At 71.8% G+C, this 18,973-nt stretch carries 14 protein-coding genes and 1 riboswitch; of the genes, 4 read left to right on the forward strand and 10 right to left on the reverse strand.

Annotation, left to right across the window (positions count from 1 at the left end):
- Positions 1 to 14: 14 nt before the first annotated feature.
- From E2170_RS07740 to E2170_RS07755, 4 genes are all read right to left on the reverse strand, one after another.
- Positions 15 to 506 (reverse strand): hypothetical protein, encoded by a 492-nt coding sequence (locus E2170_RS07740; protein WP_243708121.1) that lies wholly within the window; start codon positions 504 to 506, stop codon positions 15 to 17.
- Between the two features lie 38 nt (positions 507 to 544).
- Positions 545 to 925, reverse strand: a complete 381-nt coding sequence (locus E2170_RS07745) for a LysM peptidoglycan-binding domain-containing protein (RefSeq protein WP_133000117.1) — start codon at positions 923 to 925, stop codon at positions 545 to 547.
- Between the two features lie 104 nt (positions 926 to 1,029).
- Positions 1,030 to 1,860 (reverse strand): NADPH-dependent 7-cyano-7-deazaguanine reductase QueF, encoded by an 831-nt coding sequence (gene queF / locus E2170_RS07750; RefSeq protein ID WP_133000118.1) that lies wholly within the window; start codon positions 1,858 to 1,860, stop codon positions 1,030 to 1,032.
- Between the two features lie 75 nt (positions 1,861 to 1,935).
- Entirely contained in the window at positions 1,936 to 3,249 is a 1,314-nt protein-coding gene (locus E2170_RS07755; protein WP_133000119.1) for a M20 family metallopeptidase, read from the reverse strand.
- 130 nt (positions 3,250 to 3,379) lie between these two features.
- Here E2170_RS07755 and E2170_RS07760 point away from each other — a divergent pair, with 130 nt between their 5' ends.
- Positions 3,380 to 6,697, forward strand: coding sequence for a S41 family peptidase (locus E2170_RS07760; protein ID WP_133000120.1), 3,318 nt, complete (start codon positions 3,380 to 3,382; stop codon positions 6,695 to 6,697).
- A gap of 25 nt (positions 6,698 to 6,722) precedes the next feature.
- Here the strand turns inward: E2170_RS07760 and E2170_RS07765 are convergent, their stop codons facing one another.
- The 6 genes from E2170_RS07765 to E2170_RS07790 form a co-directional block, all read right to left on the reverse strand.
- A complete protein-coding gene (locus E2170_RS07765; protein WP_484496904.1) occupies positions 6,723 to 7,025 on the reverse strand; it encodes a DUF2789 domain-containing protein in 303 nt (100 codons plus the stop codon).
- A 31-nt stretch (positions 7,026 to 7,056) separates the two neighbouring features.
- On the reverse strand, positions 7,057 to 7,497 hold the full coding sequence (locus E2170_RS07770) for an acyl-CoA thioesterase (RefSeq protein WP_133000122.1): 441 nt from the start codon (positions 7,495 to 7,497) through the stop codon (positions 7,057 to 7,059).
- Positions 7,494 to 7,835 (reverse strand): thioredoxin family protein, encoded by a 342-nt coding sequence (locus tag E2170_RS07775; protein ID WP_133000123.1) that lies wholly within the window; start codon positions 7,833 to 7,835, stop codon positions 7,494 to 7,496. Before E2170_RS07775 ends, E2170_RS07770 begins: the two co-directional genes overlap by 4 nt.
- Positions 7,807 to 8,331 (reverse strand): flavodoxin, encoded by a 525-nt coding sequence (locus E2170_RS07780; RefSeq protein WP_133000124.1) that lies wholly within the window; start codon positions 8,329 to 8,331, stop codon positions 7,807 to 7,809. The genes E2170_RS07775 and E2170_RS07780 overlap by 29 nt, the downstream gene beginning before the upstream one ends.
- A gap of 16 nt (positions 8,332 to 8,347) precedes the next feature.
- Entirely contained in the window at positions 8,348 to 9,409 is a 1,062-nt protein-coding gene (locus E2170_RS07785) for a ribonucleotide-diphosphate reductase subunit beta (RefSeq protein ID WP_133000125.1), read from the reverse strand.
- Positions 9,410 to 9,573: 164 nt separating this feature from the next.
- The gene (locus tag E2170_RS07790) at positions 9,574 to 12,114 is read right to left on the reverse strand and encodes a ribonucleoside-diphosphate reductase subunit alpha (protein WP_133000126.1); all 2,541 of its coding nucleotides are present in this window, start codon (positions 12,112 to 12,114) and stop codon (positions 9,574 to 9,576) included.
- Between the two features lie 185 nt (positions 12,115 to 12,299).
- Positions 12,300 to 12,521, reverse strand: a riboswitch (cobalamin riboswitch).
- Between the two features lie 134 nt (positions 12,522 to 12,655).
- Between E2170_RS07790 and E2170_RS07795 the strand changes: the two genes are divergently transcribed.
- From E2170_RS07795 to E2170_RS07805, 3 genes are all read left to right on the forward strand, one after another.
- Positions 12,656 to 15,109, forward strand: a complete 2,454-nt coding sequence (locus E2170_RS07795; protein WP_133000127.1) for a winged helix-turn-helix domain-containing protein — start codon at positions 12,656 to 12,658, stop codon at positions 15,107 to 15,109.
- A gap of 126 nt (positions 15,110 to 15,235) precedes the next feature.
- Positions 15,236 to 16,804, forward strand: a complete 1,569-nt coding sequence (locus tag E2170_RS07800) for a hypothetical protein (RefSeq protein WP_133000128.1) — start codon at positions 15,236 to 15,238, stop codon at positions 16,802 to 16,804.
- Between the two features lie 192 nt (positions 16,805 to 16,996).
- On the forward strand, positions 16,997 to 18,952 hold the full coding sequence (locus tag E2170_RS07805; protein ID WP_133000129.1) for a choice-of-anchor X domain-containing protein: 1,956 nt from the start codon (positions 16,997 to 16,999) through the stop codon (positions 18,950 to 18,952).
- Positions 18,953 to 18,973 lie beyond the last annotated feature (21 nt).

Below are 18,973 nucleotides of genomic sequence, written 5' to 3' on the forward strand. Positions count from 1 at the left end.
CGGTGTCCGCTGGCTCAGCGGACCTCGAAGCTGCGGGTCTGCACGACCTCGCCGTTGTGGAGGATCTCGACCTTGTAGTTGCCGGTCGGCCAGCCGTCGGGCTTCTCGATCTTGAAGAAGGTGTTGCCGGTGCCGGTGAAGTTGAAGTCGCGGCTGGTCTCGTCGACCAGCTGGTCACCCTCGTAGGTCCAGCGCGCGGTCAGCTGGCCCTGCTGCGGCATCGCCGGGTCGGACGAGGTCGTCGCCACCGAGGCGTGGATCGCGTCGGTGGTGGCGAAGGTGGTCATCGGCTCGGTGACGCGGTTGTTGCCGTCCACGGCCTTGCCGAGGTCGACCGAGGTCACGCTCACGGTCGCGGCGGGTGCAGGGGCCGGCGCCGGCGTGGTGGGCGCCGGGGTGGCGACCGGCGGCGGCGGGGCGGCGGGCTCGTCCTTCTTGCAGCCGGCCAGGGCCAGGGTGCCGAGCAGCGCCGCGGCCAGCGCGGCAGGAATCGGGTTGCGGGTCATGGGTATCTCCGTGTCCGGTGTGTCGGGGTGCGGGAAGCTCAGTCTTCGGACTGCGCGGCGGGAATCTTCAGGACCTGGCCGAGCTGGATCCGGTCGGGATCGTCCAGCTGGTCGCGGTTGGCCTCGAAGATCCGCGACCACTGGCTGGCCTTGCCGTAGTGGGCCTTGGCGATGTGCGAGAGGGTGTCGCCCTTCTGCACGGTGTACCGGGTCTCGCTGGCGCCGACGACCTCCTCGGTCGAGCCGACTGAAGACTTCACGTTGCTGAAGTCGGGCTTTGATCCGGTTGCCGCTTCCTCGGTGCTGCCGACGCTGCTCTTGACGTTGCTGAAATCCGGCTTGCCGCTGCCGGCCGACGTCGTGCCGCCGGCCTTCAGCGACAGCGAGTCGGGATCGTTGGGGTTCTGGGGCTTGTTCATCCGGGCCTCCTGTGCCGCGTGTCTCGGGGCACAGGTAAGCACCCGGGCCGTTAAGGGCGCATGGAGCCCGCGTGTCGGTCGCGCGAAGGCGCCGCGGGCGGCCGTTACTGGCGCGGATCGCGCCCCGCCGCCGGTGGTGGCAGCCCCGGCGTGGCCCGCCAGGGATTGATGTCCAGGCCGCCGCGGCGGGTGTAGCGCGCCTCGACCGACAGGGCCGCGGGCCGGCAGCGGGCCAGCACGTCGGTGAAGACCTGCTCCACGCACTGCTCGTGGAAGCCGGCGTGCTCGCGGAAGGAGACCAGGTAGCGCAGCAGGCCTTCGCGGTCGATGCGCGGGCCGCGGTAGGCCAGGCGCAGGCTGGCCCAGTCGGGCTGTCCGGTGACCGGGCAGTTGGACTTGAGCAGGGTCGAATGCAGCACTTCGTGCACCACGTCGTCGGGGTCGGCGGCGAGCAGCGCGGGGTTGGGGTGGTCGTATTCGCTGCAGTCGACGTCGAGGGCGTCGAGCGGCACCGGTGCGGGGTCGCCGTCGGCGGCGCCGTCGCCGGCATCCACCGGCGGCAGGCCGAAGTCGACGGTGACCGCGGCGCCCGCGGCCTTCGACAGGTCGGTGGTGATCCGTGCCCGGACGTCGGCAGGGGTGTCGAAGCGGCTGGCGTTGAGCGAGTTGAGGTAGAGCTTGAGCGACTTCGATTCGATCAGCTTCGGCGACCCGGCCGGCACCAGGAAAGTGGCGGTGGCGGCGACCGGCTTGCCGCGCGGGTCCAGCCAGGACAGTTCATAGGCGTGCCAGCGGTCGTGGCCGGCGAAGGGCAGGGCGTCGGCGCGCAGGCCCAGGGCCTCGCGGCCGGCGTCGCGGGCGATCGGGAACAGCAGGGAGGGGTCGTAGGCGCGCGGATAGGCGACCTCGCGGCCCAGGGGGAGTTCGCTGGTCATGCCGCCATTATCGCGCGCGCCGCCGGATTCCGGGCTCTGGCGTCGTGGGGCCGTGGCAAAGGCTTCCGCGCAAAGTCACCCTCCGCCGTGCAGGTAGTCGAGCGAGATCTGCAGCATCGCCCGCAGGCCGAGGTCGAGCGCGGATTCGTCGAGGAAGAACTCGGGCGAGTGGTTGCTGGGCGCCGTCGCCGGGTCCTTGCCGGCCGGGGTCGCGCCGACGAAGAAGAACAGCCCCGGCACCTCGCGGGCGTAGAACGAGAAGTCCTCGGCGCCCATGTTCAATGGCATGTCGACCAGGTTGCCGACGCCGGCGACCTTCTCCAGGCTCGGGCGCATGCGCGCGGTGAGTTCCGGGTCGTTGGCGGTGACCGGGTTGCCGTCCTGATCGGGGACGTTGGCCTCGACGCTGGCGCCGTGCGCGGCGGCGACCTTCTCCGCGACGTTCTTCAGGTCGGCGAACACCGCCTCGCGCATGCTGTCGTCGAAGGTGCGGATGGTGCCGACCAGTTCGACCTGGTCGGGGATGATGTTGTAGCGGATGCCGCCCTTGATCGCGCCGAAGCTCACCACCACCGGCTGCTTCGACAGGTCCTGGCGGCGGCTGACGATGGTCTGCGCGGTGCCGATGATGTCGGCCGCGGCGACGATCGGGTCGACCCCGCCCCAGGGCCGCGAACCGTGCGTCTGCCGGCCCTTGACCACGATGTTGAAGCGGTCCGACGCCGCCATCGTCGGGCCGCTGCGCACGCCGAGCTGGCCGGCCTGCAGGGTCGAGAACACGTGCAGGCCGAACACCGCATCGGGCCTGAAGTCCTTGAAGATGCCCTGCGCCAGCATCTCCTTCGCGCCGCCTTCCTCGCCGTCGGGCGGGCCTTCCTCGGCGGGCTGGAACACGAACAGCACTTCGCCCGGGAGCTCGTCGCGCATGGCGACCAGGGCTTCGGCCACGCCCATCAGGATGCTGGTGTGGGCGTCGTGGCCGCAGGCGTGCATGACGCCGACGGTCTCGCCGCGGAAGCTCGTGGTCGCCTTCGAGGCGAAGGGCAGGCCGGTGGCCTCGGTCACCGGCAGCGCGTCCATGTCGGCGCGCAGGGCGATGCGCGGGCCGGGCTTGCCGCCCTTGAGCACGGCGGTGACGCCGGTGGTGGCGATGCCGGTCTCCGGCTCCAGGCCGAGCGCGCGCAGGTGCTCGGCGACCAGCGCGGCGGTCCGCGTCTCGCGGTTGCCGAGCTCCGGGTTCTGGTGGATGTCGCGGCGCCATTCGACCACCTTGCCCTGCAGCCGCTGCGCGGCCGCGGCGACTTCGGCGCGCTGTGCTTCCTGCGCGAGGGCGTGCGGCGCGGGCAGGGCCAGCGCCAGGGCGCAGGACAGCAGCAGGACTCGGGACATGGCGGCGCTCCTAGGCGGCGGGTGGTGGCCGCCATCGTGCATCAAGTCCGGCCGTCGCGCCGGCCGGCACCCCTTATGCTGGCGGGCCTCGCCGCGGCGTCGTACGCGCGGCTGCCACAAGGGATCCGGAATGCTGCTGTCTTCTCTGCGTGCGCTTTGCCTGGCCGGCCTGCTTGTTTCGGGAACCGCCGCGGCGGTGACGGGCTACTACCGCGACCCCGCCATCCACGACGAACACCTGGTGTTCGCCTCCGAGGGCGACCTCTGGCTGGCCGGCATCGACGGTGGGCCCGCGCGGCGCCTCACCAGCCATCCCGCGCGCGAGTCGCAGCCTTCGATTTCGGCCGATGGCCGCCGGCTGGCCTTCGCCGCCGACTACGACGGCGCCACCGAGGCCTATGTGATGCCGCTTGCCGGCGGTACCCCGAAGCGCCTGAGCTTCGAGGGCGGGCGCGTGCTGGTGCAGGGCTGGACCCCGGACGGCGAGGTGCTCTACGCCACCGACCAGCGCGTCGGCCCGACCTGGTCGTGGACCCTGCACGCGGTGCATCCCGATACCCTGGCCCGGCGCGAACTGCCGCTGGCCGACGCCCGCGAAGCGGCCTTCGACGAGCGCGGCCGGCTGTATTTCAGCCGCTTCGGCCTGGCGGTGACCGCGGACAATGCCCGCGAGTACCGCGGCGGCGCGCGCGGCCAGCTGTGGCGATTCGACCCCGGTGCCAGCGAGGCGGTGCGCATCGCCGCCGGCCACGCCGGCACGCTGTCGCGGCCGATGTGGTGGCAGGGCCGGCTGTACGCGGTCAGCGACGCCGACGGCGTGCCCAACCTGTGGTCCTTCGACGCCGATGGCGGCGACCCGCGGCAGCTGACCGCGCACCGCGACTTCGAAGTGCGCGGCGCGCAGCTGCGCGACGGCCGCATCGTCTACCAGCGCGGCGCCGACATCGCCCGCTACGACATCGCCAGCGGCGAGGACCGGCTGCTGCCGCTGGACCTGGCCACCGACACCGCCTCGCGGCGCACGCGCTGGCTGGACAAGCCGCTGGCCTGGCTGGACACGGCGCGCCTGTCCGCCGACGGCAAGCGCGTGGTGCTGACCGCGCGCGGCCGGGTGGCGGTTGCCGGCGCCGGCGCGCAGCGGCGGGTCGAGCCGGCGCTGCCCGACGGCAGTCGCGCCCGCAACGCCGTCGCCAGCCCCGATGGCCGCTGGATCTACGCCATCGGCGATGCCGGCGGCGAACACGAGGTCTGGCGCTTCCCCGCCGACGGCTCGGGCCCGGGCAAGCCGCTGACCCGCGACGGCACGACCCAGCGCTTCGACCTGCTGCCCTCGCCGGACGGCCGCTGGCTGGCGCACAGCGACTTCGACGGCGCGCTGTGGCTGCTCGACCTGGCCAGCGGCGCCAACCGCCGCATCGACCGCAGCCCGGTGCGCAGCTACGAGGGCATGGCCTGGTCGCCCGACAGTCGCGCCCTGGTGGTGGTGCGCCCGGACACCAGCTACCAGCGCGACCAGCTGGTGCTGCACACCGTCGCCGACGGCGGCCGCCACGTGTTGACCAGCGACCGCTACAACAGCCATTCGCCGGCGTTCACGCCGGACGGGCGCTGGCTCTACTTCCTGTCCGAGCGCGAATTCAATGCCACCCCCGGCGCGCCCTGGGGCGACCGCAACATGGGGCCGATGTTCGACCGCCGCACCCGCATCTACGCGCTGGCGCTGCAGCCGGGCAATCGCTTCGCCTTCCAGCCGCCGACCGAGCTGCGCGACATCGATCCCGCGATCGACGCCGACGTGCCGGAGAAGGAGGCCGAGCGGGCCGAGGAGGCGAAGGAGGCCGGCGGCGGGCGGCATCCGCGGATCGCGGTCGCCGGCCTGGCGGAGCGGCTGTACGAAGTGCCGGTCGACGCCGGCAACTACCGCGCGCTGGCCGCCGGCGACAAGCAGCTGTTCGTGCTCGACCAGTCCTCGCGCGCGGGGGCGATGCCGGTGCTGCGCAGCATCGCCTACCGCGCCGAGCGCGCGCGCATCGAGACCTTGGCGACCCAGGTGGCGCAGTTCGCGCTGTCGGCGGATGCGAAGACGCTGTTCTACCGCACGGCCGAGCGCGACGGCCCGGGCCGCCTGTACCTGGTGCCCGTGGCCGACAAGCTGCCCGGCGACCTCGGCCAGCACCAGGTGCGGGTCGACGATTGGCGGCTGGCGGTCGATCCCGCGCGGGAATGGGCGCAGATGTTCGACGACGCCTGGCGCATGCAGCGCGACTACCTGTTCGATCCCGGCCTGCGCGGCCAGGACTGGGCGGCGATCGCCGCCCGCTACCGCCCGCTGGTGGCCCGCGTCGGCGAGCGCACCGAGCTCGACGACCTGCTCGGGCAGATGGTGGCCGAGCTGGGCGTGCTGCATTCGCAGGTGCGCGGCGGCGAATACCGCGAGGACACGGAGCGCCCTGTGCCGGCGTCGCTGGGCGGGACCTGGGAGGCGCATGGCGACGGCGTGCGCCTGGCCCACGTCTACCGCACCGACCCGGAGCTGCCCGACGCGCGCGCGCCGCTGGCGCGGACCGCGACCGCGATGCGCGTGGGCGACGTGGTCACCGCGATCAACGGCCAGGCGGTGCGCACGCCCGCCGACATCGCCCTGCGCCTGGAGCACCAGGCCGGGCAGCAGGTGCGCATCGACTACCGTCGCGATGGCCGCGCCCGCAGCACGGTCGCGGTGCCGGTGACGATGGAGCGCGATGCCCAGCTGCGCTACTCCGACTGGGTGCAGTCGCGCCGCGAGCGCGTCGAGCAGGCCGGCGGTGGCCGCATCGGCTACCTGCACCTGTACGCGATGGGCCCCAACGACATCGCCGGCTTCGCCCGCGAGTTCTACGCCAACATCGACCGCGAGGGCCTGGTGATCGACGTTCGCCGCAACCGCGGCGGCAACATCGACAGCTGGGTGCTGGGCACCCTGCTGCGCCGTGCCTGGGCGTTCTGGGCGCCGCCGGGCTCGGCGCCGTACTGGAACATGCAGCAGAGCTTCCGCGGCCACCTGGTGGTGCTGGCCGACGAGCTGACCTATTCCGATGGCGAGACCTTCTCCGCCGGCATCAAGGCACTGGGCCTGGGGCCGGTGATCGGCCAACGCACCGCGGGCGCCGGGGTCTGGCTCAGCGACAGCAACCGCCTGGTCGACCGCGGCGTGATGCGCGCGGCGCAGACCGCGCAGTTCGACCCGCAGGGCCGCTGGCTGATCGAGGGCCTGGGCGTGGCGCCGGACATCGCGGTCGAGAACCTGCCGCATGCGACCTGGAAGGGCGGCGACGCGCAGCTCGACCGCGGCGTGGCCGAACTGCTGCGGCGGCTGGAGGCCTCGCCGGTGCCGCGGCCGCAGCCGCAGGCCTTCCCGCCGCGCGGGCGCTATGACGAAGAGGGCGAGCCGGTGGTGCCGGAGCCCTGAGTGGCGAGGGAGGGCGGCACCGGCCTCAGAGGCTGGTCTGCCGCTTCACCGCGTCCTCGTGCAGGGATTCGTTGAGCTGGTCGACGACCAGGGCCCAGGCCGCGTCGGCCTTCAGCTGCTCGGCCAGGAACTGGCGCTGGCCCTCGTTCCAGAACGGAGCCTCGGCGATATGCACGTCGGCGGCCAGCTGGTGGCCGCCGATGAAGTCGGCGATGGCCTGTTCTCCGGCGTCCAGGCCCAGCTGCTGGAACAGGGTGGTCATTCTCGGTTCGGTCTCGTCCATCGCGTTGCCCCGCGGCCATCGTTGAAGTCGACCGCATCCTGCCATTGCGGAGGTGGATGCGCCGCAAAGGCCGCGCTCAGGTGGCGGTGACGGCCCCGGCGTCGGTGCCCGTGCCCGTGCTTGTGCCGGGCAGCGGCGCGACCGCTGCCGGGCGCCCGCGCGAATCCAGCGCGATCATCACGAAGCGTCCGCGGGTGCAGAGCTCGCGGTCGCCGTTGAGCAGGTCTTCGGCCACCAGTTCCACCTCGACCTGCATCGAGGTGCGGCCGACCTCGACCACGCGGGCGATGGTCTCCACCAGCTGGCCCTGGCGGATCGGCAGCTTGAAGTCGACCTGCTCCGAGCGCGCGGTGACCACGGTGCGCCGCGCATAGCGCGAAGCGGCGATGAAGGCGGCCTTGTCCATCCAGGCCAGCGCGGTGCCGCCGAACAGGGTGCCGAGGTGGTTGGTGTGGTCGGGGAAGACGATTTCCAGCAGCCGGGCTTCAATGGGCGCGGTGGCGGGCGCGGGCGTCACGCCGGTGCCTGCGCGAAGTGCTGCGCCACCGCCTGTGCGACCTGGGCCGGTGACTGGAAACCGGCCAGGCGCGCGGCCTCGGCACCGTCGGCGAACAGCGACAGGGTCGGCGTCTGCCGCAGGCCGAGCGTGCGGAAGAAGTCCTCGCCCACGGTCTCCAGCTTCACCTTCAGCAGCACCAGGCCCTCGGCGTCGGGCGTGGTGGCGAACTTCTGCAGCGAGGCGTCGAGCATCCGGCAGCCGGGGCAGTTGTCCTTGTAGTAGTCCACCAGCAGGCGCGGGTGGGCGGCAATGGCGGCGTGGAAGTCCTCAGGCGATGAGGCGTGCAGGGTCTGCATGGGGGCGGCTCGTGTTGTCGGGTTCGAATTCGGATTCGGCTGCGGGGCTGGCGTCGGCAGCCATCCCGAGCACGTGGTCGGTCCAGCGCCGGACCTTCAGCGCGTCGCGCTCGCCATGCGGCATCTGTTCGATCTCCAGCCGCGGGTAGCGGCTGCCGAAGAAGGCCGCCATGCGCCGCAGAGCGCCGCACCAGTACTCCTCGCCCCACTGCGTCTCGCCGGTGCCGAACACGGCCAGCTGCGCCGGCTTGCCGACGGCCTCGACCAGCTCGGCGATGAAGCGCTTCATCTCCGGCGGCGTGCGTCCGGCGTTGTCGGTCCAGGCGCCGAGCAGGTAGAGGTCGTGGCGCGGATCGGGCCCGGCGTCGGCCAGGCCCTGGATGTCCGTTTCGATCCAGCTCACCGCATGCCCCGCTTCCTCGCAGCGCGCGCGCACCATCCGCGCGAGTTCGCGCGTGTTGCCGCTCAGCGATGCATAGGCGATCAGTATCCGCATGGAAGGACGGGCGGGCTCAGAGGTCGTCGAAGCCGTTGTCGACGTTGGTCTTCTTGTACGACGCGTTGCGCATCTCGAAGAAGTCGGTCTTGGTTTCGGTGAAGTTGTCGGCGTAGGCTTTGATCCAGGGCATCACGTTGTCGGTGGTGTCCGAGTACAGCTTCTCGATGCCCAGCATCCCGGCCATCTTGTTGGCGCGGTACTTCACGTAGCGGACCATTTCGTCGACGTCGATGCCGTCGATGCCGTCCAGCACCTCGCCGGTCCACTGCACCTCCAGCTCGATCGCGTGCTCGAAGGCCTTGTGCACGTAGTCGGTCAGCTCGTCGGTCTGCAGCTCCGGGTTCTCGCCGACGATGGCGCGGATCACCTCGCTGATGAACTTGGTGTGTGCCAGCTCGTCGCGGTTGATGAAGCTGATGATCTTGCCGGTGCCGGTCATCCGGTTCTGGCGCACCAGGTTGTAGAAGTAGGCGAAGCCGGAATAGAAGTTGATGCCTTCCAGGATCGAGGACTGGATCAGCGAGCGCAGCAGGGTCTCAGCGGTCTTCTCGCGCATGAAGTCGTCGTAGGACGCCATGATCGGCGCGTTGCGCTTGAGGATGGTCGGGTGCGTGCGCGCGATCTCGAAGATCCGGTTCTGGTTCTTGAGGTCGGTGATCGAAGCCAGCACGTAGCTGTAGCTCTCGTTGTGGATCACCTCCTGCTGGCCGATGATCGCGGCGTTGGCGTGCGCGGCCGGATCGGTGATGTATTCGGCGACGTTGTAGATGAAGCGCGTCTGCGGCGAATCCAGCGTGGCCAGCAGGCCGATGATCGAATCGTAGGCGTTCTTCTCGCGCGCCGAGAGCTCGCCGTACTGCTTGGCGTCGCCCTTCATGTCGACCTCGTCCGGGATCCAGAAGTTGGTCGAAAGCTCCTTGTAGGCGCGATAGAACGACGGATACGGAATGTCGTTCCAGTTCAGGATGCCGCTGGTGCGGCCGTTGATGATCCCGGTCGACCGGTTCGGATGCCGCGGCTCCAGGATGCGGATGCGGTCAAGCGGCGTCGAAGTAAGCGGTGCAGTAGCGGACATAGGATCAATCTCGTGTTTCGGTCATGCGCAGCAGCGCAAATGTTCTGGAGGAAAGCCCCCCTGAGTCAGGGGGGCGCGCCGAAGGCGCGGGGGTCTGGGTGCTTGTGGTGCAGGGTCCACGGTCCGCAAAGCGAACCGTGGAAGCTGAAAGCGCGAACGCGCTGTCAGCTACTGCACCACTCGCATTCGGCGATATCGATGTCGTTCGATCTGACGTAGTAGGTGGTCTTCATGCCTTCGCGCCACGCCGTCATGTGCAGCTCCAGCAGGGTGCTGGCGCGGATCGTGCTCGGCACGTAGAAGTTGAAGCTGATCGCCTGGTCGACGTGGCGCTGGCGGCGCGCGTTCTGGCGCACGCTGGCGAACTGGTCGACCTTGTACGCGCCCTTCTCGTAGTAGGGCCAGGTCTCCAGCGACAGTCCCGGCGCGGCCACCGGGCGGCGGTAGTCCTTCTTCTCTTCGTAGTAGAACGCGGAGTAGATCGGGTCGATCGATGCCGTGCTGCCGGCGATCTGCGCGGTCGACATGTTCGGCGCCACCGCAAGCAGCCAGCCGTTGCGCACGCCGTTGACCGCCACCTGCGCCGACAGCTCCAGCCACTGCGCGCTGTTGTAGCCGCGGTCGCGGAAGTAGTTGCCGTTGTGCCAGTCGCTGCCGGGGAAGACGGGATAGGTGCCCTTTTCCTTGGCCAGCGCCATGCTCGCCTGCACGGTGAGGTAGTTGATGCGCTCGTACAGCGCGTCGCTGTAGTCCTCGGCTTCCGGCGTGTTCCAGTGGATCCCCTTCTGCGCCAGCAGGTGGTGCCAGCCGAAGGTGCCCAGGCCGATCGCGCGGTACTTGCGGTTGGTGATCGTGGCCTGCGGCACCGGCAGCAGGTTCAGGTCGATCACGTTGTCGAGCATGCGCACCTGGATCGGGATCAGGCGCTCGAGCACGTCGGTGATCAGGTCGCCCTGGTCCTCCTGCGGCACGACCGCGCGGCCAAGGTTCACCGAGGACAGGTTGCAGACCACGAAGTCGCCGGCCTGCTTCGTGGTCACGATCTGATTGCCGCTGATGATCTCCTGCATCATCCGCGTCGGGCTCATGTTCTGCAGGATCTCGGTGCACAGGTTCGAGGAATACACCATGCCCGCGTGCTTGTTCGGGTTCTTCCGGTTGACCTCGTCGCGGTAGAACATGAAGGGGTTGCCGGTCTCCAGCTGGCTCACCATCAGCCGCTTGAAGATGTCGATGGCCTTGACCGTCTTGCGCGCGATGCGCTCGTCGGCCACAACCTCTTCGTACTTGCGGCGGAAGCTGCCGTTGGGGTCGCCCTTCTTCTCGTCGAAGAAGTCCTGCAGGTACCAGCCCTTGATCCGGTGCACTTCGTGCGGGTCGAACAGGTACCAGTCGCCGCGGCGCTCGACGGCCTCCATGAAGAGGTCGGGAATGCACACCGAGGTGAACACGTCGTGCGCGCGCAGGCGCTGGTCGCCGTTGTTCAGGCGCAGGTCGAGGAAGGCCTCGATGTCGCGGTGCCACACGTCCAGGTACACGGCGACGGCACCCTTGCGCTGGCCGAGCTGGTCGACCGAGACCGCGGTGTTGTTGAGCTGCTTGATCCACGGCACCACGCCGCCGGACGAGTTAGGCACGCCGCGGATCGCCGAGCCCGAGGCGCGCACGTAGCCCATGTAGGCGCCCACGCCGCCGCCGCCCTTGGACACGCGCGCGATGTCGGTGTTGGAGTCGTAGATGCCCTGCAGCGAGTCATCGACCGTGTCGATGAAGCAGCTTGAAAGCTGGCCGCCGGTCTTGCCGGCGTTCTGCAGGGTCGGCGTGGCCACGGTCATGTACAGGTTCGACAGCGCCCAGTAGGCCTCGCCGACCAGCTGCATGCGGCGCTCGCGAGGCTTCTCTTCCTGCATCAGGTAAAGGGCGATCGTCAGCCAGCGCTCCTGCGGCAGTTCGTACACCGCGCGCGAGGTGTCGGTGGCGAGGTAGCGCGTGGCCAGCAGGTACAGGCCGTTGTAGGCGAACAGCTTGTCGCGCTCGGGATCGATCATCTTCCCGGCCTCGATCAGCTCTTCCTTGGAGTAGGCGCGCAGGATGTCGTTGGAATAGACGTTGCGGTCGGCCAGCGACTCCTGCAGGCCGACGTAGGAGCCGTACTTCTCCCCGGTGTCGTAGAAGCGGTTGCGGCTGGCGCGCTTGTACAGGCGGTGCAGATAGATCCGGGCGGCGAACATCTCCCATTCCGGCGCGGCCACGTCCACGCGCGCCTCGGCCTCGCGGATCAGGTGGTCGACCAGGTCGTCGGCGTTGACCGCGTCCTTGCGCTCGACGAAGCCGAGCACGCTGCGCTTGTAGTCGGTGATATCCAGCTGCGGGAATTCGGCGTGGACGCGGTCGATGGCGCGCTCCAGGCGCGTGCGGTCGTACGGCATCCGGCGGTTGCCGGCTTCCTTGGTGATCCAGGTGGCGACGTCGGCGTCGGCGTCGGCGGTGGCATCGAGGGTCGTGGGCATGGGCTCGGCGGCACGGGGTGAAGGGATGGTGTCGGACGCGTCGGTGGCGTCCGGTGCGGCGGGCGCCGAGGGCGCTGCGGCGGGGGGGAGGGCGGATGCGCCCGGACCGTCCGGGGTCGCCGCGGGGGAGGCGGGGGTGCTGGCGGCGTCGGCGGAGGCCGCCGTCGCGGGGGTGCTGCTTTCGGAACTGCTCATGTGTCCTCTCCCTGGGGCGTGCGCACGACCGCCTGGCCCCGCAGGCGGCGGGCCGGGAACGCTCGGAGAGTGGAACAGCGGCGTCGCAGCGATCGCGACGGCATTCCGGAGGACGGAGGGCGGGCGCTCGCGTGCTTCACCAGCCATCTCCCCCCGGAGATTCCGCAGCCGGCACCGCGCGGTGTGCTTGCGCGCGGCTGTCGGCAGGTCTTCGGGCTCGTGGATCCGGGAGTCCTTCGGCCGTGTGCCTCGGGCTCCGTGCCTCGGCCGCCGCTTCCCGGGACCACCGTCCCAGTGCGTGTGCGACCTCGTTTCCACCTACCGCTGCGGGGCAGCGCCGGCATTCGACCGGCTTCCCTTTTCATCCCGCGCCCTGCGGCGCGGGAACCGACAGGCACAACATAGTGGGGTTGCCGGCGGTGGTCAACGCTAGATTTCGTGGCTGGGGCTGTGCTTGCGGGGGGCGGACCACGGGAGGCGGGCATGGGCAGCCCGGCGCGGGCTCTGTCATTCTTGGGGGTGCCACGGGTGCCCGGTCCACATGTTGCCTACGCTTCCCGCCAATGATCCCGGGCCGACCGGTTTCCGCTTCGGTGCCTTCGAGCTCGACCTCGGGCGCCGCGAGCTGCGCCGCGACGGCGTCCAGGTCGAGATGCCGGTGCGCGTGTTCGAGTGCCTGGAGTGCCTGCTCCTGAACCGGGACCGCGCGGTGGGGCGCGACGAGCTGCTGCAGGCCGTCTTCAACCGCACCGACGTCAGCGATGGCCAGCTGGCCCAGGTGATCCTGCGCGCCCGCCGCTGCGTCGATGACGACGGCCAGGCGCAGCACAGCATCCGCACCGTGCCGCGCTTCGGCTTCCGCTGGGCCGCGCCGACCGTCGCGTGGACGCCCACGGCACCCGCTGCGGCAGGCGGGGATGCCGCCGATGCCGGTGCCGGTGCCGCGGAGGCGGGCGGGCCACCCTCACCGGCTCCGGCCGCGCAGAAGCCCGCGCCCGCCGCGGAGTCCGCACCCGTGGCGGAGCCCGCTGCCGTCGCGGCCGCCAGCCCCGACCAGCGGCGAAGCCGCTGGCTACTGCTCGCGGCCGGCACCGTGCTCCTGGCCGTGGCGGGCCTGGCCTGGTGGTCGTGGCGGCCCGCACCGGAGGTGCCGGAGGCGGCCGCCGGTCTCGCCGGAGTGGTCGCGGATCCCGCCGCCACCCTGGTCCTCCCGCTGAGCATCGGCGACGGCGACGACATCGCCTGGGCGCGGCTGGGCCTGATGGACTACGTGGCCGAGCGCCTGCGCGCGGCCGGACTTTCGGTGCCGCCCAGCGAAAGCACGCTGGCATTGCTTGGCACCGCCAGCGGCGACGAGGGCACCGGACAGCTGCGGCGCGCCGTGCCGGGGGCGACCGTGGTCGGCGGCCAGGTCGAGCCGCTGTCCGGGGGCGGCTGGCGGCTGCGGCTGCAGGCGGTGGCCGCGGACGGCCTGCGCCTGCAGGCAGAAGCCGAGGCCGGCGACCTGCTGACCGCCGCCGCCGGCGCCTGCGACCGGCTGCTGGCCGCCCTCGGCCGCACCGCGCCGGCGGGGCCCGACGGCGCGGCGCTGGCGCTGGAGGAGCGGCTGCAGCGGGTGCGCGCGGCCTTCCTCGCCAATGAACTCGATACCGCCCGCCGCATCCTGGAGGCGGCGCCGCCCGCGCAGCTGTCGCAGCCGCAGCTGCGCTTCCGGCTGGCCCAGGTCGACTACCGCGCCGGCGCGATCGACGACGCCGAACGCGCCTTCGACGCCCTGCTGGGCGATCCGGAGGCGGCGGGCGATCCGCTGTTCCGTGCCCGCCTGCTGGCCTACCGGGGTGGCGCCCGGATCCGCCGCAACGCCCTGCACGAGGCGGCGGCCGACTATGACCGCGCGCTGGCGGCGCTGGCGGAGCGGCCCGCTGACGAGGGCGACCTCGAGCACGGCGCGGTGCTGATGGGGCGCGCCGTGGCGCTGGCCGCGCTCGGCCGCGACGACGAGGCCACCGCCGACTTCGGCGCCGCCCGCAGCCGCCTGCAGCGCGCCGGCGACCGGCTGGGGGTGGCGCGCGTGGACGCCAATCTGGGCGCGCTGGAACTGGGCCGAGGCCGCCCGGCCCAGGCCCTGGACTACCTCGGCAGCGCGCTGGCGGTGTTCGAGGGGTCGACCGCGATGAACGAGCTGCAGGTGACCCGCTCGGCGCAGTCGGCCGCGCAGCTGCTGCGGCTCGACGCGGCGGCGGCGCTGGCCGCCAGTGACGAGGTGCAGAAGCTGTTGCCCAAGACCCCCGACCCGGCCCTGCGCCTGGCCGCGGCGCTGGACCGTGCCAATGCGCTGATCGCGCTCGGCCGGCTGTCGGAGGCGCGGCGGCTGCTGGAATCGCCCGACATCGCCGCGCGCAGCACGCCGCCCTACGAGCACCGTCGCGCCGAGACCCTGGTCGAGCTGGCCTGGCGCAGCGGCGAGCCGGCCGCGGCGGTGGCGATCGCCGACGCGGTGCTTGCCGACTGGACCCGGCTGCCCGGCGACACCCTTCGCGACCGGGTGCGGCTGCGCCGGGCACAGGCCGCGGCCGCCGCCGACCTGCCGCCGCCTACGGGCACGCGGATCGACACCGCCCAGGGGCCGACCCCGGACCTGCTGCTGGCCGCCGCGGTGGAGCTGGGCGACGTCGACGCCGCCGGCCCGCTGCTGGCCGAGGCGCTGGCCCTGGCCGAAGCCCGTGGCGCGCCGGCGGGCATCGTCGAAGTGGCCTCGGTGCAGGTGCCATGGCTGCTGCGCCAGGGCCGGGTGCGCGAGGCCGAGGCCCTGGCCGGGCGGGTCGCACCCTGGCTGGACCGCTGCCATGACTGCGCGGTGCTGCAGCTGCGGCTGGCCTTGGCGCTGGACGATCCGGCGATGGCCGACGAGGCGCGCGCGGCCGTCCGGCGCCTGGCCGGCGAGCGCCGCCCGCCGCCGCTGCCGTCCGGCGAAGCCGCCGTCATCGTCCCATAACGGACCTGTCATCGATCGCGAATGACACCGTGGCCGGCTGACGCCAAGGATCGGGTCCCGGCCGACGATCCTCGCCGGCCATGTCCCGGCGGGCCGCGCCCGCCCTGCAAGCAGGAGAACCTGTCCATGCCCCGTCCGACCCTCCTCGGCCTCGCCTGTGCGGCGGCCATCGCCGGCGCCCCCGCCTTCGCCGCCGTCCCCGTGGTCACCGATCTCGGCGAGAGCAATTTCGTGCAGTCGGTATCCGACGATGGCGCCGTCGCCGTCGGCGTGCGCGTGCTGTACGACGGCACCCCGGGCGAACAGGGCGTCACCCGCTGGACCGCCGCTGGCGGCACCCAGGTCATCGGCGGCACCACAGGGGGATTCCCGGACGTCTCCGCCGACGGCGGCGTGATCGCCGCCACCCTCCCCGGGCTGGACGACGCGAACGTCACCGAAGCCGCCTTCTGGACCCAGGCCGGGGGCTGGAAGCGCATCAGCGACTTCCCCCTGATCCCTGCCATGCCGGGCTGGGCCACGCAGGCCAACGCGATCTCGGCCAACGGCGAGCGCCTGGCCGGCGTCACCGTCCCGCCGCCGATCGACTTCGGCAACATCCGTGCCTTCAGCTTCAACCCCGACACCTGGGAGGACCGCTGGGCCGACTACGGCTGGCAGGAGCTGCCGAGGATCCGCAAGGGCAGCTTCGGCGAGGCGACCGCGATTTCCGACGACGGCCTCATCCAGGCCGGCATCTCCACCACCGGCACCAGCAGCGCCTTCCACGCCGTGGTCTGGACCGACGGCCGCATCCGCCAGCTCTATGACGGCACCGGCAAGGCCCTGGGCGGCGAGAGCGTGGCCTGCAACCGCGACTGCAGCGTGATCGTCGGCGGGGGCGGGGGCAACAGCATGTTCCAGCCGGTGCTGGCCTGGCGCCACGTGACCGACGGCCGCGGCGTCGCGTCGGTCTGCCACTTCAACCCCGAGACCACCGCCGACACCACCGCGCTGCGCTACTACGCGCGTGCCACCAGCGGCAGCGGCAACATCGTCGCCGGCACCTACTACTACGACGAGGTGCCGCCGGGCGGTGGCTGGGCGCGCAACGTCGCCAAGGGCTTCCTGTGGATCGGCGACGCCAACGGCGGGACCATGCACGAGCTCACCGCCTACCTCGCCGGCCTGGGGGTGGCGCCGTTCCAGGACTGGTTGAACGTGAACATCACCGGCATGTCCGACGACGGCCGCTATCTGGTGGGCTGGGGCGACGACGCCCGCGGCGTGACCCGCGGCTGGCACATCGACTTCGGCGAAACGCCGGTGGCCACCGGCGGCAAGGAGGACTACACCGCCTGTCCGAAGCGGTCCCGGCTGACGCCGCCGCCGATGTCGGGCGCGACCGTGGCCGCGGCCACTTCGGATCAGGCCTCCGCGGCCGGTGACCGCGAGCTGCCGTTCGGCCGTTTCGCGGCCGGCACCAGCCGCGGTGGCGCGGCCTATGTCGTCGAGCCGCGCGGCACCCGCCTGTACGGTGGCACCCGCAAGGGCCGGATGGCCGCCCTGCTGCCGCTGGGCGGCGACCAGTATCTGGACCCCGCGAGCGGTCTGCGCCTGGGCTTCACCCGCGACCGCCGGGGCCTGGTCACCGGGGTGACCGAGCGCCGCAACGGTTCCGCCACCACCACCTGGCGCCCGCGCGGAAAGGACTGAGGGGCCGGCACAGGCCCCGTATTCCCCGGGGCGGCGTCCTCGCCGCCCCGGATCGGGGCCCGGCCCGACAGGACGCAAGGCCCGTGAAAGGTACGGTGGCTCCGTGGCACTGCGCACGTTTCCGGGCAGGGGGCGGGTCTATAAGAGGTGGCGACGGACGGGGGATCCGCCACACCAACGGGGAGAGATGGAATGCGCAAGCGGACTTGGAGGGTCGCAGGCACGCTGCTGTGTGCGTGGTCGCTGTCAGGAGCGGGATTGGCCGGAGCGGCACCTGCCGCCGGGCCGGACCCCGGAGCGCCGCTGCTGGCGAAGCAATTGGCCGGGCCGGCGGAAGAGTTCGCGGCGATGCGCGCGCCCGACCCGGCCGAGGCCACGATCCTGTCGCGCAGCGCCCTGCTGCCGGTGGCCTTCGATGCCTCGGGGCGCGCAAGCCTGCGCCTGCCGGTGCACGACGGGCGGCTCAACGCGATGCTGCTGTCCGGTGGCACCGACTGGTCACCGCGCCTGGTGTCGCCGGCGGGCGTGGAGCTGGCCGCGGCCACGCTGGCGCGCAGCGCCCGCGCCTCGCACCTGGGCGGGGAGCACGACGGCCAGGCCGGCACCGTGGTCCGGCTCGACGGCCTCGCGCGCGGCGACTGGAGCCTGCACCTGCAGGCGAAGCCGGGCAGCGACGCGCGCGGCTACCTGCTGCTGCAGGGCGACGATGCGCTCGAGCTCGCCTCGCACCAGGCGCATCGCCGCCAGGTCGTCGGCGAATCCATGGGCATCGTCGCCATGCTGGCCGCCGATGACGGCCGGTCGACGCCGCAGTTGGGCCGGGACGCCGGCCATGTCGCCTCCGCGCACCTTCGCATCGTCGCGCCCGATGGCCGCGAGAGCCTGCGACCGATGTTCGACGACGGCCGCCACGGCGACGGCGCCGCGCGCGACGGCCGCTACGCCGGCAGCTTCACGCCCACCGCCACCGGCACCTGGATCGCCCAGGTGGTGGTGCGCGGCCATGACCGCAGCGGCACGCCCTTCGTGCGCACGGTCGAACACGCGTTGCCGGTGATCGAACCGGGTCCGCGCATCGCCGGCACCGCGGTTGCCGCGCGCGAAGCGCGGAACCGGCTGTCGGTGGCGCTGCCGCTGGCCGACGCCGTGCCGGATCGCCACTACCGCGTCCTGGCCGAGGTCTGGGGCCGCGACGGCAGGGGCGCATCGGTGCCGGTGGCCTGGATCGGCGGCATGGCGGACGTGGTCGACGGCCGCGTCGCGCTCGGCCTGGATGAACGCTGGATCGCGCGCTCGGGCGCCATCGCGCCCTTCGAATTGCGCGGACTGCGGATCGAGGATCCCGATCACTTCATCCCACTGGCCACCGCCGACCGCGTGCCGCTTGCCGTGCCGCCGCTGCGCATCGCTCCCGCTGCCGGCATCCGCATCGACGAGGCGATGACCATGGGCCCGCGCCCGGCCATGCCCGAAGCCGGCGCCGCCGCCACCGGTTCAAAGCTGGTGCTGGTGCACGGCTACTGCTCCGCCGGCGTCTGGCCGCAGGCGCAGTTCGCCAACGCCGCGACCTTCCTCGATGCCCACCAGAACCGCAGCCACGACCAGTTCGCGCTGCGGATCCGCGACTTTGGCGCGCAGTGGAACTCTTTCGGCACCGTGGCCCACAGCCAGGGAGGCGCCGCTTCGCTGCACCTGTACACCTACTATTGGAGCGGCCTGGACAACGCCAGCGGCGCGCGGCTGATGCAGTCGGTGGGCACGCCTTACCAGGGCACCAATCTCTCCGGCATCCTCGCCACCATCGGCAACTGGTTCGGTGTGGCCTGCGGGTCGAACAGCAACATGACCTACAGCGGTGCCTCGGCCTGGCTGTCGGGCATCCCGTCCTGGGCGCGGGCGAAGGCGAACTACTACACCACGTCCTTCCGCAGCACCAACTGGTGGACCAATGACTACTGCCACTTCGCCTCCGACCTCGTGCTTGGCGATCCCGAGGACGGCACGGTCGAACAGGCCTATGCCCAGCTGCCGGGCGCGAGCAACCGCGGCCACACCGTCGGCCAGTGCCACACCACCGGGATGCGCGACCCGGCGCAATACCTGGATGCGGCGCGCAACGCCACCATGAGCGCGAACGCGGCGCGCTGAGGCAGCCTCCGTGGGCGCGGC

Source organism: Luteimonas arsenica (genome assembly GCF_004352825.1).
In the GTDB taxonomy this organism is placed as follows: domain Bacteria; phylum Pseudomonadota; class Gammaproteobacteria; order Xanthomonadales; family Xanthomonadaceae; genus Luteimonas; species Luteimonas arsenica.

What these genes read in the sequence shown, in the direction of transcription:
- E2170_RS07775 (WP_133000123.1), bottom strand. Translation starts at nt 7,835, where the DNA reads ATGCAGACCCTGCACGCCTCATCGCCTGAGGACTTCCACGCCGCCATT.
- E2170_RS07755 (WP_133000119.1), bottom strand. Translation starts at nt 3,249, where the DNA reads ATGTCCCGAGTCCTGCTGCTGTCCTGCGCCCTGGCGCTGGCCCTGCCC.
- E2170_RS07740 (WP_243708121.1), bottom strand. Translation starts at nt 506, where the DNA reads ATGACCCGCAACCCGATTCCTGCCGCGCTGGCCGCGGCGCTGCTCGGC.
- queF (WP_133000118.1), bottom strand. Translation starts at nt 1,860, where the DNA reads ATGACCAGCGAACTCCCCCTGGGCCGCGAGGTCGCCTATCCGCGCGCC.
- E2170_RS07800 (WP_133000128.1), top strand. Translation starts at nt 15,236, where the DNA reads ATGCCCCGTCCGACCCTCCTCGGCCTCGCCTGTGCGGCGGCCATCGCC.
- E2170_RS07780 (WP_133000124.1), bottom strand. Translation starts at nt 8,331, where the DNA reads ATGCGGATACTGATCGCCTATGCATCGCTGAGCGGCAACACGCGCGAA.
- E2170_RS07765 (WP_484496904.1), bottom strand. Translation starts at nt 7,025, where the DNA reads ATGGCAGGATGCGGTCGACTTCAACGATGGCCGCGGGGCAACGCGATG.
- E2170_RS07795 (WP_133000127.1), top strand. Translation starts at nt 12,656, where the DNA reads ATGTTGCCTACGCTTCCCGCCAATGATCCCGGGCCGACCGGTTTCCGC.
- E2170_RS07790 (WP_133000126.1), bottom strand. Translation starts at nt 12,114, where the DNA reads ATGAGCAGTTCCGAAAGCAGCACCCCCGCGACGGCGGCCTCCGCCGAC.
- E2170_RS07785 (WP_133000125.1), bottom strand. Translation starts at nt 9,409, where the DNA reads ATGTCCGCTACTGCACCGCTTACTTCGACGCCGCTTGACCGCATCCGC.
- E2170_RS07760 (WP_133000120.1), top strand. Translation starts at nt 3,380, where the DNA reads ATGCTGCTGTCTTCTCTGCGTGCGCTTTGCCTGGCCGGCCTGCTTGTT.
- E2170_RS07745 (WP_133000117.1), bottom strand. Translation starts at nt 925, where the DNA reads ATGAACAAGCCCCAGAACCCCAACGATCCCGACTCGCTGTCGCTGAAG.
- E2170_RS07805 (WP_133000129.1), top strand. Translation starts at nt 16,997, where the DNA reads ATGCGCAAGCGGACTTGGAGGGTCGCAGGCACGCTGCTGTGTGCGTGG.